The sequence below is a fragment of the Acinetobacter sp. C26M genome (assembly GCF_023702675.1).
GTDB lineage: Bacteria > Pseudomonadota > Gammaproteobacteria > Pseudomonadales > Moraxellaceae > Acinetobacter.
On record NZ_CP098478.1, the window covers coordinates 2100205 to 2114275 of the forward strand.

17 protein-coding genes and 1 riboswitch are annotated in these 14071 nt (G+C 37.0%); of the genes, 9 read left to right on the forward strand and 8 right to left on the reverse strand.

Features of this window, described 5'->3' with window-relative positions; all coding sequences use genetic code 11:
* Window positions 1–1337 precede the first annotated feature (1337 nt).
* A complete protein-coding gene (locus NDN11_RS09575) occupies window positions 1338–1622 on the reverse strand; it encodes a hypothetical protein (protein WP_251109467.1) in 285 nt (94 codons plus the stop codon).
* A gap of 437 nt (window positions 1623–2059) precedes the next feature.
* On the opposite strand from NDN11_RS09575, the gene NDN11_RS09580 reads away from it, so the two are divergent.
* The 3 genes from NDN11_RS09580 (at window position 2060) to NDN11_RS09590 (ending at window position 4190) form a co-directional block, all read left to right on the forward strand.
* Window positions 2060–2329: a YARHG domain-containing protein gene (locus NDN11_RS09580; protein WP_251109468.1), complete on the forward strand. Its 270-nt coding sequence runs from the start codon at window positions 2060–2062 to the stop codon at window positions 2327–2329.
* 99 nt (window positions 2330–2428) lie between these two features.
* The gene (locus NDN11_RS09585) at window positions 2429–2842 is read left to right on the forward strand and encodes an HIT family protein (protein WP_167247332.1); all 414 of its coding nucleotides are present in this window, start codon (window positions 2429–2431) and stop codon (window positions 2840–2842) included.
* 253 nt (window positions 2843–3095) lie between these two features.
* Window positions 3096–4190, forward strand: coding sequence for a porin (locus tag NDN11_RS09590; protein ID WP_251109469.1), 1095 nt, complete (start codon window positions 3096–3098; stop codon window positions 4188–4190).
* Window positions 4191–4254: 64 nt separating this feature from the next.
* On the opposite strand, the gene NDN11_RS09595 is transcribed toward NDN11_RS09590, so the two are convergent.
* Window positions 4255–4869 carry a YidB family protein gene (locus NDN11_RS09595; protein ID WP_251109470.1) on the reverse strand — a complete coding sequence of 205 codons (615 nt, stop codon included), beginning with the start codon at window positions 4867–4869 and terminating at the stop codon, window positions 4255–4257.
* Between the two features lie 146 nt (window positions 4870–5015).
* A complete protein-coding gene (locus tag NDN11_RS09600; RefSeq protein ID WP_016540206.1) occupies window positions 5016–5477 on the reverse strand; it encodes a DUF6231 family protein in 462 nt (153 codons plus the stop codon).
* 37 nt (window positions 5478–5514) lie between these two features.
* Here NDN11_RS09600 and NDN11_RS09605 point away from each other — a divergent pair, with 37 nt between their 5' ends.
* Window positions 5515–6384: a DUF2797 domain-containing protein gene (locus NDN11_RS09605; RefSeq protein WP_251109471.1), complete on the forward strand. Its 870-nt coding sequence runs from the start codon at window positions 5515–5517 to the stop codon at window positions 6382–6384.
* Between the two features lie 41 nt (window positions 6385–6425).
* Here the strand turns inward: NDN11_RS09605 and lpxB are convergent, their stop codons facing one another.
* Window positions 6426–7604: a lipid-A-disaccharide synthase gene (lpxB, locus tag NDN11_RS09610; protein ID WP_251109472.1), complete on the reverse strand. Its 1179-nt coding sequence runs from the start codon at window positions 7602–7604 to the stop codon at window positions 6426–6428.
* 248 nt (window positions 7605–7852) lie between these two features.
* Here lpxB and NDN11_RS09615 point away from each other — a divergent pair, with 248 nt between their 5' ends.
* Genes NDN11_RS09615 through NDN11_RS09625 form a run of 3 tightly spaced genes read left to right on the forward strand, consistent with a single transcriptional unit; the run spans window position 7853 to window position 9977 of the window.
* Window positions 7853–8146, forward strand: coding sequence for a hypothetical protein (locus NDN11_RS09615; RefSeq protein WP_251109473.1), 294 nt, complete (start codon window positions 7853–7855; stop codon window positions 8144–8146).
* Window positions 8147–8148: 2 nt separating this feature from the next.
* The gene (locus NDN11_RS09620; RefSeq protein WP_251109474.1) at window positions 8149–9702 is read left to right on the forward strand and encodes a PepSY-associated TM helix domain-containing protein; all 1554 of its coding nucleotides are present in this window, start codon (window positions 8149–8151) and stop codon (window positions 9700–9702) included.
* A complete protein-coding gene (locus NDN11_RS09625; protein WP_251109475.1) occupies window positions 9699–9977 on the forward strand; it encodes a DUF1634 domain-containing protein in 279 nt (92 codons plus the stop codon). Before NDN11_RS09620 ends, NDN11_RS09625 begins: the two co-directional genes overlap by 4 nt.
* Before the next feature lie 56 nt (window positions 9978–10033).
* Here the strand turns inward: NDN11_RS09625 and NDN11_RS09630 are convergent, their stop codons facing one another.
* Together NDN11_RS09630 and NDN11_RS09635 are read right to left on the reverse strand one after the other, a co-directional pair.
* The gene (locus NDN11_RS09630) at window positions 10034–10225 is read right to left on the reverse strand and encodes a hypothetical protein (RefSeq protein ID WP_251109476.1); all 192 of its coding nucleotides are present in this window, start codon (window positions 10223–10225) and stop codon (window positions 10034–10036) included.
* Window positions 10226–10261: 36 nt separating this feature from the next.
* Window positions 10262–10636, reverse strand: a complete 375-nt coding sequence (locus NDN11_RS09635; protein WP_251109477.1) for a hypothetical protein — start codon at window positions 10634–10636, stop codon at window positions 10262–10264.
* A 217-nt stretch (window positions 10637–10853) separates the two neighbouring features.
* Between NDN11_RS09635 and NDN11_RS09640 the strand changes: the two genes are divergently transcribed.
* Complete coding sequence (locus tag NDN11_RS09640; protein ID WP_251109478.1) at window positions 10854–11741, forward strand: sulfite exporter TauE/SafE family protein; 888 nt, start codon at window positions 10854–10856, stop codon at window positions 11739–11741.
* 118 nt (window positions 11742–11859) lie between these two features.
* Window positions 11860–12951 carry a 3-deoxy-7-phosphoheptulonate synthase gene (locus NDN11_RS09645; RefSeq protein WP_004653380.1) on the forward strand — a complete coding sequence of 364 codons (1092 nt, stop codon included), beginning with the start codon at window positions 11860–11862 and terminating at the stop codon, window positions 12949–12951.
* 55 nt (window positions 12952–13006) lie between these two features.
* Here NDN11_RS09645 and ppa read toward each other — a convergent pair whose 3' ends face one another.
* Entirely contained in the window at window positions 13007–13528 is a 522-nt protein-coding gene (ppa, locus tag NDN11_RS09650) for an inorganic diphosphatase (RefSeq protein ID WP_167247353.1), read from the reverse strand.
* A complete protein-coding gene (locus NDN11_RS09655) occupies window positions 13521–13853 on the reverse strand; it encodes a DUF190 domain-containing protein (RefSeq protein WP_251109479.1) in 333 nt (110 codons plus the stop codon). Before NDN11_RS09655 ends, ppa begins: the two co-directional genes overlap by 8 nt.
* A gap of 62 nt (window positions 13854–13915) precedes the next feature.
* A riboswitch (Fluoride riboswitch) is annotated at window positions 13916–13984 on the reverse strand.
* Between the last annotated feature and the right edge of the window lie 87 nt (window positions 13985–14071).

Below are 14071 nucleotides of genomic sequence, written 5' to 3' on the forward strand. Positions count from 1 at the left end.
TTCTTCATAAAACGAGTTAATTATCACACATTCAATTATAAATTATGAGACGAGTTATGCTAAAAAATTATCATTTCGACTAAACCTTGGTCTAATCTGAGTCAATATTGACGCTAACGCTAACCATGAAACACACCAGTCTTGGAACTTTAAGCACTCCCATCAAAGATTAGATTTTAAAAATTAAAGCTTAAGCTTATAAGAATTGCTAAATTCTCAAGATTCCTCTATGAGTGATGCTTCTTTTAGGCTATATGGTTTTGTTAAAATTTTTTAGCATCTAAAATTATTCGATTTTCTTCCAAAAAATAACGGATAATTTAAACTCATGTTTAATTAAAAATGCACAAGCGATAAGACCAATACACACTGAAAATAGTGTTAAGTCTAAAAGTACACTACTCAGTACAAGAATTATCAGTGCAAGTAAATTCAAAATATAAAAAACAACAACGCCGATGTTGTCATTCATTATGTTCCCCAAAACATAATTTTAAGTGCATATAAAATAATTACATTACAAACTTTATACAATATGGTTTGATTATTGAATTTTACGCATAAGATCTATAGTTTAAATGGTTTTTATGTTACACAATTTTACATTAATTAAGTTAATTAGAAATTTTACGTTCGTAGACCATTAAAAAGCCCACTCTTAGAGTGGGCTTCCCCTTAATTCTTTTTGCGCTGAATGAAGGTTATTGTTGTTTAGTTTTTATAAAACAACAATGCAAATATAGATAAAAGTGTGACTTAAATCAACAAAATTATGCTTATTTCATAAATATTTAAAAGTTAATCTACACAATAAAACATGTACTGGCATTTATATTAGAGCTCAATCCAAAGCGTTTCCTGTGGTAACAGATTTGGCTATAAACACAAGAACCTAAGCACAATATTTCATATACAAATTTAATTAAAATAACGCATTACCTGATCGTAAACACGATAAATAAATAAGCACATTTTCAGATGGCTTTATGAAACATTAGTCTCTATCCAACGGGAACTGAAAACTTGAGCTGGTTGTCTTTTGTCTTTCCGTTCTAGAGATGTTTGATTCTGCTGTATGGATTTTTGTCGAGAGTCTCAGTCTGAAATTACATCTCTATTACGCGCCTTCTGTAATGAATTTAGTTGCTGCTCGTACTCTTTTCTTGCACATTCAAAGCATAAGTATCATTATTTTCAGTGGATATTGCAGTTTCACAACATCTGTATTTATAAGAAAATCATAATTTTTCTTTAACAATATCAAATAAGTAAAGTTATTTTTATATTTTACAATTCCTAAATAATTCTTTCAGATTTAAGTCGTAAGGGTTAAAGCATCAAATACTTGGATTTCTATTCGTTATCTTATTCATCCTATCAGTACAATACTTATATTTCTCTTCTTTTGTTTCCATTCCAACTGTATGGATGCATGAACAAAAGTGAAGCACTTGCTGATATTCAATATTGTTTGGTACATCTACGCCATAACATTCACTATCAATTTCACTTAATTTGGGCGCCATAATCCATTTACCTGTTAAAAATGGATAACCGAACCCGCCCACCACAATGATGATAAGTGTGAAAATAGGTAGATTGTTTTTAATAAATTTCAGCATTATTTTGATTCTGAGCAAAAACCCACCTATTGATGAGCAATAATAAAATTAAAGAATTGCTTTCTGATTCACCCTAAAACGGTCGGCTGTTATTAGCAAACGCTTAAAGACCAAAGGCTCTCACACACCGTTTTCGCTTTGATAGCTAAATCATCGATCATATAATTATATAATTATATAGCTGTACAACCAAATAGAATAATACAAAATCAATTTATTATAATTTGTTGTTTTACACAAAAATTGAAAAGCTATTGATATATAAAACTTTTCTATATTATAAGGATGAATTATGGAGTAAAATTACACTCGTACTATACAGTTTCATTGATATTTCATTAATAAACCTTATATTGGTATATACGTAGCAATCAAATGCCATATGAATAAATTCCATACAGCTTTGATTTATACTTTTTTGATTAGAGGAACACCTCATGAATAAATTGATGGTTGCAGTATTTGCTGGTTTAGTTGCCTTAACAGGTTTTAGTGTACAAGCTGCAACACCAGAACAAGAATGTAAAAAGTTACAAGATGACTCTAACCTGATCTATGCATCTAAAGGATTCTGTTTCAAAGACGCTGATGCCAAAGCTAAGTTCGGAAATGAAAATTGCCACACAACTAAGCCGAAGTTCTCTGACAAAGAGCAGCAACGTCTTGATGAAATTAAAGCTCGCCAAAAAGAGCTAAACTGCAAATAAGCTGTTCTATATAGTGCTTTAAACGCTCTAGCTCACTCTCTAAATTCAGAGAGTGAATTTCAATTTTTTATTTTAAATGCGCCCTTTAAAGGATGAATCATGGCATACGATGACCAAAATATTTTTGCACGCATCCTTCGTGGTGAATTACCTGCAATCAAAATCTATGAAGATGATCAAGTTCTCGCGTTCATGGATATCATGCCCCAAGCAGATGGTCATGCTTTAGTGATTCCAAAAACTCCTGCTGTTACTTTATTGGACTTACCTGCTGATGCTGCAGCGTATACCATTCAGGTCGTGCAAAAGATTGCTAAAGCAATGGAAACAGCATTGGAAGCCAAAGGCATTGTTTTGATGCAATTATCTGGCGCAGCTGCTGGACAAACTGTACCTCATGTACACTTTCATTTGATTCCAAGTTCAGTGCATGAGCTTGGTCGCCATGCAGCAAAAATGGGTGATCAAGAAAAAATTACTGCGCTTGCTGAAAAGATCAAAGCTGCGCTCTAGTTTTTGATTTTTAAAAAGACGGAGTTTTACTCCGTCTTTTTTTGCTTTCTAATTAAATGAAAAATAATAAGAAATATAATTATTACCAAATATGAATCGTCATCAAACTGTCATTTTTCTTTCACTTCTCTGTCACAAAGTTTACCGATACTGCATACAAGTCAGTGAGCTATGTAACTTTATGTACATAAGCAAGCTCATAACAGTAACTAAGGCATCAGCCATTTACAAAAAGTGTTTTGGAGAAATCTCAATGAAAAAATTGCTTCTTGCTGCTACTGTAGCAACTTTAGCCATGAATGCAGCGCAAGCAGCACCAACATTGTATGGTAAGCTCAATGTGACTTTAGACCAAATTGATAAAAATGGCTTTAAAGACGAAAGCGTAACAAAAGTAAACTCAAACGCTTCTCGTATCGGGGTAAAAGGCGAAGAAAAATTGACTGATAACCTTTCAGCAGTTTACTTGATTGAATGGCAATTTAATGCGGATGGTGATGGTGATCAATCATTCAGCAACCGTAACCGTTATGTAGGTATTAAATCTGAAGGTATCGGTACTTTAAAAGTAGGTCAGTTTGATTCTTACTTTAAAAATGCAGCAGGAAACAACCAAGATATTTTTAACGATCACAATGAGCTAGATATGACAGCTGTATTAGCTGGTGAAGATCGCTTAAAGAACGTGATCGGTTTTGAAACTGATAAGAAACTGTTAGGTGGCTTAGCATTTAACATCATGTTCCAACAAGGTGAAGAATCTTCAGCTGCTGACAGTGCTGCTAAAGGTAAAAAAGGCAGCCGCGATGGTTTCGGTGATGGTGTATCAACCTCTATCACATATGAAAATAAGAACATCGGTTTAGCTGCAGCTGTTGCAGGTAACTTTGGTGTAGCATCTAAATATAGCGCTTATAGCTTATCTGATATTTATACAGATGCAATTCGTGTAACAGGCTCTTTAGACTTAACTCCTGCAGGTGTTGATGGCTTAGTGTTTGGTGCATTATGGCAAACTGCTCAACCAACTGATGATACTGTCACTACAAGTGCTGGCACTCCTGCAGTTGTGACTTCATATAAAGGTTTACAAGAAGATGCATATGGCGTAACAGCTGCATATACGATTCCATCAACACCAATCAAGTTAAAAGCAGAATATATCTCTGCAACAACTGAGTCTGATGGTCGTAAAGATCGTAAACAAGATCTTTATGGTGTAGGTGCTGACTATCAAATCAACAAACAAACGCGTTTCTACGGTGTTGTAGGTCAACAAAAACGTGATTGGTTAGTAAAAGATGATAAGAAAACTACAATCGGTTTAGGTATGGAATACAACTTCTAATTTGAAGTTCAAGTCATACAAAAAATAAAAGGGCATTTTGCCCTTTTATTTTTTGCTGTTATTTTTACTTCTTTAAGAAACCACTCACCAAATTCAACACTTGCTGAATATCTTGATTGGCTTCTTGAGGATTGGTGCTATTCCCTTGTGGAGTTAAAGAGTCAATCACTTGTGGTAAAACAGAAGCAATTGCACCATAAATGGCTTGCTTAGGTGCTTGAGTTTGTTGTGCAACCTGCTCAACATCTTGATCATCAAATAAACTTTGAATGTTCTGTTCTGGAACATCAGCGGCATTCTGCTGTTGCGGATCAACCCAACTTTGCACTTGATTAGATAAACCTGCATTTTTCAGTTTATCCAATGCACCTTGTAAACCACCTTGTTTTTGAATCCAAGCTAACACCAATGGTAAAACTGCAATCAATAAAGTTTGTGCGGTATTACCACCAGCTGCATTACTTTGGGTTGAAGTATTTCCACCACCCAATTGGCCCAATACTGAACCCAAGATTCCCCCCAAACCACCTTGCTGGCTCTGTGTATTTTGTTGCTGCCCACCAAGTTGTCCTAAAACAGAACCTAAAATTCCGCCTAAACCACCCGCTTGGCCTGATTGTTGCTGACCGCCTAAAGCTTGCTTTGCTAAAATTTCAACAATGTTGGTTAAATCAGTCATGACTTAAACTTTCCTTTGGAATTATTTATCCAAAAAGCATACGCTGCTTTGAAAGTACAAAACAAAGTTAAATTGTTAAATTTTGCAAGAACTTGCAACACGCCCTCGCCGAATCTTATTTACCTAAAATGTAGGCATTTAAGGACTTACCATCGAAATTTATTCCAATTTTCAGGATTCGCCCAGAACTTGGAGTTAAACCAATCAGGTACATGCTTATAAGTCAAAATATTAAATTGCCATAAAGCAAAATCACTGCCGTGTGTGGTTTTATCAATCAACTGAGTAAAGCCAAGCGAACGCAATAATTTTTCATCCCCCAATTTACTGACGACCACAATTCGTTTTGCCATCAGGTCTCGTAACTTCACCAACAGCTGTGATTTCTGCGTTTCAGTGATGTTTTGCATTTCTTCTGTATCAAATAATACAAAACCTAAATCATAACGCTGCGTAAATGGCAGACTTAAAAAGTCAGTTACGCTAAAATAATGCCATTGAATTGAAGCATTTTGGTCAATCTGCTGACCTATACAAAGTGCAGTATGAATGGGCTGTTCTTGAGATAAATCGTCTAGCATAGAAGTGATGACATTTTGTTCAGCCATAACTGCAACCCTTGATTGAAAAGATGAGAGTTTATTAATGGAACTACAAGGCATTTGTCATAAAATGCATGCAGCGCTCAAAACGCATAGTGTAACTGATCAATCAACAAGCAAGGCAAATGTTGAATATAAATTTATATTAGATCGTTCAGAAACTGACCTTCCTTTTGTCTTAGGTCAAGAAATTGAGATCGAATGGACTGGCAATATTTTTTGTACCTCTTGCGGCTCAAAAACCCCAAAGTCTTATTCACAAGGTCATTGCTTCAAATGTTTTAAAACAAAAGCTGAATGTGATCTTTGTATTATGAAGCCTGAAACCTGCCATTATCACTTGGGAACATGTCGTGAAGACCAGTTCGCACATGATGTTTGTTTCCAGCCACATATTGTGTATTTAGCCAACTCAAGTGCCTTAAAGATCGGGATTACCCGTATTGTCAATATGCCGACACGTTGGTTAGACCAAGGCGCAACACAGGCATTGCCAATCATGAAAGTCGGTTCACGTCGTTTGTCTGGGCATTTGGAAACGTTAATTGGTACACAAATCGCAGATAAAACCGACTGGCGTAAACTGCTCAAAGGTGAAGCTGAACCTTTAAATCTGCTTGAGCAACGTGATCAAATTCTTGAAGAATTCGCTCCAAAAATTCAAAGCATTCGTGAAGAATTCAATCAGAACCTTGAATTTAACGAAAGCTTGGAATTCTTGGAAGATGAAACGCCACGTGAATTTATCTATCCGGTTGAGCATTATCCTGAAAAGATTAAATCGCTGAATTTGGAAAAAACACCTAAAATTCGTGGCGTGTTGCAAGGGATTAAAGGTCAATACTTATTATTTGATATTGGTGTGATCAATATCCGTAAATATACTGGTTATGAATTGATTCTTCGTGCTTAATCAATTCCAGAAAAAAGGTGGCTTAATTGCCACCTTTTTATTTATCCTGCATTCAGACAATTGAGAATTGCATGTACTGGATCTTCGGTATTACCCGAGATCAACTGTTTGTGCATACTCAAATGTTGCATCATTTGGATATGTGCCGTTTCATGATCCATTAATTTTTCAATTTCAGTGGCTAAATGCTGAGGCGTTGCATCTGCCTGAATCAGTTCCTCAATTACTTTTTTACCCGCAATAATATTTGGCAATGAATAGTACGGAATTTTCACCATGAACTTCGCAATCAGATAGGTCAACCAGTTTAACTTATAGAAAGTCACCATTGGACGATGCAATAACATTGCTTCCAATGTTGCCGTACCAGAAGCTAATGCCACAATATCACTGGCATTCATCACCATACGACCAATTTTTGACTCTGCATCACTATTTTCCAGTACATGAATTTTAGACTTCAAGCTCGAATCTAAATTTTGAATGCCCTGTTCAATCTGATGCTTACGCGCATCATTAATTGCTGGGATTAAAAACTCCAGATCAGGATGCTTTCGATGAAGAATTTCAGCTGCACCAGTAAGCAACGGTAGCAATCGTTCAATCTCGCCACGGCGACTTCCTGGTAATAAAGCAATATGGGTTTTATGTGCAGACAAGCCCAATTGATGTTTGGCTTCAATAATTGGATTTTTTAACGCCAGTTGCTTTGCCAATGGGTGTCCAACGAAGGCAGCAGCAACCTCGTAATTTTCATAAAATGTTTTTTCAAAAGGAAATAAGCATAAAACTAAATCAACACTGCGCTTAATACCATGTACACGACCCTGACGCCACGCCCATACCGATGGACTGACATATTGCACGGTTTTTATGGGTAGCTGTTTTTCTTTAATCGTTTTTGATAAACGTAAATTAAAATCGGGCGCATCAATACCAATAAAAATATCAACGGGATGCTCTGTCCAGCGTTCGACTAAACCATCACGCACAGCAAACAGCTTTTTTAAGTCTTTAAGGACTTCAACAATACCCATCACTGAAAGAATTTCCATCGGATAATAACTGTGAAATCCCTCTGCCATCATTTGTGGGCCACCAATCCCTTCAAATTCAGCATCGATGCCTTGTTCGCGAAAACTGCGCATGAGTTTCACTCCTAGAGTATCTCCAGAAACTTCCCCCACCACGATACCAATTTTTAGTTTTTGCTTTAACAAGACCCAAGCCCCACAGAAATGTTTAAATGATTCTAACAGAATGATTTTACATCGAATCACCCTAAACCGTGCAAATTGTTCACGATTGGTGAAAATCAGTTCTGATCTAAGATGGCATTTATTATTTAAAATACAATCTAGATTTACGATAAATGAAGAATTGATTGAGATTCAGCTAAGATTTAACATAAACAAGAATCATTTCCATGTGTAATTTATTTCTCCCTTCTTTCGCTTCAAGACCCTTTATGGCTAAATCTGCATCTACTCCGTTTGTCTATCGACTCAGCATCTTCTATCGCTTTGTGCTGAGCTTTGCGCTTGGCTATCTCTGTATGATGTATTTAAGTATTAGCCTGACCATGTTATTAACAGCGGTCTTGGATAAAGCGGAAGCCGTTTATCTGGCAGCATTTATTGCAACACTCTTTTATTTAGGCTTCATCATCATTAGTTTTTGTGCAAACTCATTACTCAAACTCACTGTGATCAGCCTAATTTTGACAGGTGCTTTGTTTGGCTTATCTGTAGGTTTAAATTAAAAATGCAAAATAAAGGTGTTCGCCAATCAATGGCATGGTTACATGCTTGGACAGGCTTAATTTTTGGTTGGCTTTTATTTGCCATTTTTTTAATGGGTACCAGCTCATATTATCGCCATCAGATTAATCTTTGGATGCAACCGCAACTGGCTCAATATCAAGTTAATCAAGATACTGCTATTCGTACAGCAACAGATTATTTAGCCAAGAATGCGACTGATGCCAAATCATGGTATCTCAATATTGCCAATCATGAAGACCCAGTCAATAAAATGTATTGGGAGAAAGCCAGTGGTGGCTATGAAAGCCGTAGTTTAGATGCCAATACAGGACAAGAGCTTCAACTCTCTGCAACCCAAGGTGGAGATTTCTTTTACAATTTTCATTTTCAGCTCTATGGCGTGCCCATCATGGTTGGGCGATTGATTGCTTGCCTCGCAGCATTCATCATGTTGGTTGCCTTGGTTTCAGGTATCATCACACATAAAAAAATCTTTACTGATTTTTTTACCCTTAGAACCTTTAAATCACAGCGGTCTTGGTTAGATTTTCATAACGTTTCTTCTGTGTTGGCACTCCCATTTTTCCTCACCATTACCTTTACAGGCTTGGCGATTTTCTTTTACCTCTATCTACCTTGGGGAATGAAAAAAGTCTATCCAGACAATCCTTTTCAATTTTTTACTGAAATCAGAACAGTTAATCAAGCAACGACCGATACAGCGCCTAATAAAGCTGAAATGTTACCAATCAACACGTTATTAGAAAAAGTGAAACAACAATGGGGAGATCAAGCCTTAGCATCAATTGAGGTCAAAAACCCCAATACAGATCAAGCCATTATTACCTTTAAACAATTAGAAGATCGATCGATCACATTAAATCAGGCACAAATTACCTTTGACGGTACAGGAAAAATTCTCGGAAATACCCGTAATAATAGTGCTGTTGCAACCCTACACTCGGGTGTTTATGGTCTACATATGGCAACATTCGCACAGCCTGTGCTTCGCTTCGCTTTCTTCTGCTCAGGCATTTTGGGCTGTTTGATGATTGCGTCTGGCCTATTGCTCTGGAGCTTAAAGCGTCAGATTCAAAACAAATCTGATCAATTTCATTTTGGCTATTATTTAGTGGATCGCTTAAATGTTGCTGCATTTATTGGTCTTCCAACTGCAATGCTCGGCTATCTATTTACCAATCGATTTGTCCATGTGACTGAAACTACCCCAAACTATGAAATCTACACATTTTTCTGCGTATGGGGACTGAGTTTTATCCTCGCTTTATTGACGAAAAAGCAATATTTATGGAAATCACAGATCTGTATTTTCGGCTTGATTGCTTTGGCTCTACCTGTCTATAACTTGGTGTACTTAATTCAACATCAGTTAATTACCGATTTACAAAGCTATTGGATATTCTTGAGGATCGATTTATTCCTACTGGTCTGTGCCCTATTTGCCGTGTTTATTTTTAGAAATATTCAGCCAATTCAAGTGAAATCTGCTCAGAAAATCAAAGCGAAATTAGCCAAAAATGAGGTTCAAGCATGATTATTTTGAGTCTTATACTGACCTTGATCGGGATGCTATTGCTGTATAAATGCAGCTCCAAACAAATCAATAAAACCAAACAACAGATTTTCATTCGCTATCAAACACAACTGAGGGTCTTAGCATATCTTTGCTTGTTACTGGCTGGTAGCCTGCTTTGTTTAGAGTATGGTAGCTCCATTGGATTCATCAGTTGGTGGATTTTCGCTACGCCTGTGACCTTTTTATTGGTGTTATCCGTGAATGAGCTGAAGCCAACTAAAAAACTAAAATGATTTTGCTACAACAGCTATCCTCAACTTCTGTCAAGGATAGCTTTATTACTTAAAAATTAATGCCCGTGATGGCTATGGTCTTCCTGAGAAGCCGTTTTATCTTTGTCATCACAACATTTCATCTTTTTTTCACAGCACTCTTTTTTTGTGGTGGCCTCTTTTTCCTTACAGCAATCACTTGCAGCAAAAGCAGGTACAGTAGCGATCAATAGAAGCGTTGAAAACAATACAGTTTTAATATTAAACATGATGATGTCCTTTAAATAAAAATAAGAAATTTGAATTTATAAAAAAAGGACATGATTTGGGGGACGATAAGGTAACTGGTAAATCCCTAAAGTCAGTTGATCTACATAAGCTGAATTTTCGGTTCTAACCAATTCTATGCTTCGCTCAATGGAATGATGGCTATGTTCAAAAGTTGCAGCGATACAGCACAGACTCTTTTGACAGTGTGATGTATCCATTTTGCCACCGTCCATATGGTCATACTTCGTCATCGTAGACATTCCACAATCAGACATTGCAGCATGATTTGAAATGACGTGCACTACGGCAGATTGACTCTCTTCATTCATAGACACAGCCATTGCATAGCTATTGGTGATAAAACACATAGCTATCAGCAATGAAATGAGGCTTCGAATGAAAATAGACATAAGGCGAAATGATCAAACATACAATCCATGTATGAATCTCAAAATAAACCAATCACAGCGTATAACGCAAGCTAATCTGAATAAAAGACGATCTTAAAAGCCATAAATTTGACTCTCTTTAGCTTTTTTTTGCATAAGCAAATCATTATTCATCACAACGAGTTATCTAAAAAAAGCATAAGATATGCTGATTTTTGCATAATTAGGCATATTGTCGATGTTTGGTCCTATAGAATTTATTATGGCTGGGGTATTGGTTGGCTTCTGTGTCGGTATCACAGGTGTCGGTGGCGGTTCATTGATGACCCCAATCCTGATTAGCCTGTTTAAGATCGAACCACATATCGCCATTGGTACTGATCTACTTTATGCCTCGATTTCTAAATTCTGTGGTTCAGTCGTTCATGCCAAAAAACTGAATATTGTCTGGCCAATTGTACTTTGGCTGTCTTTGGGCAGTATTCCTGCCTCATTCGCAACCTCTTGGGTGCTTGAACATTATCTCAGTCAATCCACCCATTATAAAGCTGTATTGACCATGGTCTTGGGCTTTATGTTGACCTTGACTGGTATCTCAATTGTCTTCCGTGCACAGATAGAGAAGTTCTTTGACAAGTTCCGTAACCGTGAACAAGCGGATATGGAAAGTGAACAGCATGCATTGCAACACAAACGTCATTACATTGTGATTATGGGTGTTGTGCTCGGTATCTTTGTAACCTTATCTTCTGTGGGTGCTGGTGCTTTCGGTATCATGGCCTTAGTGCTTATGTTCCCGAACCTTCCTATGATCCGTATCATTGGTTCAGACGTAGTACATGCGGTATTACTGACAGCAGTTGCTGGTCTAAGCCATATGTCTTCAGGTAATGTCGACTTTAGCCTGTTGATGTGGTTATTGGTGGGTTCAATTCCAGCCATTATTGTTGGTACACTCATCAGCTCACGTATGCCAGAACGATTGATCCGTAAAATTCTAGGCATTACCCTATTTGCTTTGGGTGTGAACTTTATGGTGAACCCAATTAAGGCTAAACCAAAGCCAGTTGAAACACATCAAGCAGTTGTGGTTCAGCAAACAAAGCATGTAACAACAACTGTTTAAGCGTTGTAATGCCGATTATTTCTACATAAATTATGCTTTTCGCTAGTTAATCAATCGGCATTTCATGCTATATTCGTAGACAAAATAACCTTTTCTTTCGATTGAATTTGTGACAGCAATGAATACTCTACAGTCAAATCCAGTTTCTCAGCCAGATATCGACGACGTTAATATTAAAAGCATTCAAACTTTGATTACCCCAGCAGAACTGAAAGCTGACCTCCCTTTATCTGATGCTGCTTCTCAAACTGTGTTACAAGGACGTGCAACTGTACGCAACATTTTAGATGGCAACGACAAACGCTTGTTTGTTGTGATTGGCCCTTGCTCGATTCACGATCCTAAAGCTGCACATGAATATGCTGATCGCCTTAAAGTCCTTAGTGAAAAAGTAAAAGACACTTTATATCTGGTCATGCGTGTTTATTTTGAAAAACCGCGTACCACAGTTGGTTGGAAAGGTTTAATCAACGACCCTGACATGAATGACTCTTTCAATATTGAAAAAGGCTTGCATATCGGCCGTGGATTATTGATCGATTTGAATGAAAAAGGTTTGCCATGTGCGACTGAAGCACTTGATCCAAACTCACCGCAATACTATCAAGATTTGATTTCATGGTCTGCGATTGGTGCGCGTACCACTGAAAGCCAAACTCATCGTGAAATGTCATCAGGCTTATCATCTCCTGTAGGCTTCAAGAATGGTACAGATGGTGGTTTAACCGTTGCGACCAATGCGATGCAATCGGTTAAACATGGTCACAGCTTCTTGGGCCTGAATGAAAATGGTCAAGTTGCGATTATCAATACTAAAGGCAACCCTTATGCACACGTGGTATTACGTGGTGGTAATGGCAAGCCGAACTATGATGCGACTTCAGTTGCAGAAGCGGAAGCAGCTTTGGCAAAAGCGAAAGTCAGCAACAAGATCATGATTGATACCAGCCATGCCAACTCAAACAAAGACCCGTACTTACAACCTTTAGTTTTGAAAAATATCACTGAACAAATCCTTGATGGCAACAAATCAATTGTTGGGATTATGGTGGAGAGTCACTTAAAAGGTGGTCGTCAGGATATTCCTGAAAACCTCTGTGATCTTGAATACGGTAAATCAGTGACTGATGGCTGTATCGATTGGGAAACTACTGAAAAAGCATTACTCGAAATGCATGAAGCATTAAAAGACGTCTTACCAACACGTTAAGCTTAATCTGCAAAATAAAAGCCCATACAACATGGGCTTTTATTTTATCTATTATTTAAACTGGATAAGCTTGGACAGATTTTAAAATTTCTTCTTTTGCTTTCTGCACATTTTCCCAGCCAATAAATTTGACCCATTTACCCTCTTCCAAGTCTTTATAGTGTTCAAAAAAATGTTTAATCCTCTCCAGAATGAGAGGATGAATGTCTTGAATATCTTTTATAGACTCATATAGAGGAGAGACTTTAGTATGCGGGACAGCAATAATTTTTGCGTCCATACCATGTTCATCCTCCATATACATGACACCAACAGGGCGACTCCGAATCACTGAACCAGCCACCACTGCATATGGTGCAAGGACTAAAACATCTAAAGGATCGCCATCTTCACTGAGTGTTTGCGGAATATAGCCATAATTCGCTGGATATACCATTGCTGTACTTAAAAAACGATCAACAAATAAAGCATCATATTCTTTATTCATTTCGTATTTGACAGGTGCATGATTTTCTGGAATTTCAATCAAGCTGTAAAAATCATCAGGAATGTTTAAGCCTGAAATTATATTAGACATTATTATTCTCCTTATTTCCCACACTTCCAAATTCAATGGCAGTTTTTGTATAAAAAAGTGAAATATTTTCTTGAGAAATTGATGAAAACAATAAGATCTCTTGTTCAGTGTCTAAGACAAACTCAAGCTGTATCGGACGGTCAGCCAGTTCAAAAAAATGAGCAGAGTGTAAATGGCCTTGTCGATCAAAACTTTCAACACCGCTATTTACAGTTACACCTCTGAGTCCTAGCGATTTAGCTGTTTCAATAAGCCACTCATAGAGCTGCTTTCCTTTATATAGCTTATTTTCTTCAAGATAAAACTTTAGTAAAGAACCTTTCATACGCATCTCCAAAAAATAGAATGCGTAACCCTACGCACCCTATTTAATTGTTATAAATTCAGGGTTACGTAGGCATCATTAGCCAATGATTGGCGGTTTTTTAAAGGAAGAATGCCATTTCCTTATTTTAAGTTATTTATCTTAGTACGATCTTAAAGCATTTGCAATTTAGGATTGAACCAATGATTTGACTTCTATATTTATATGAATCCCTAGTG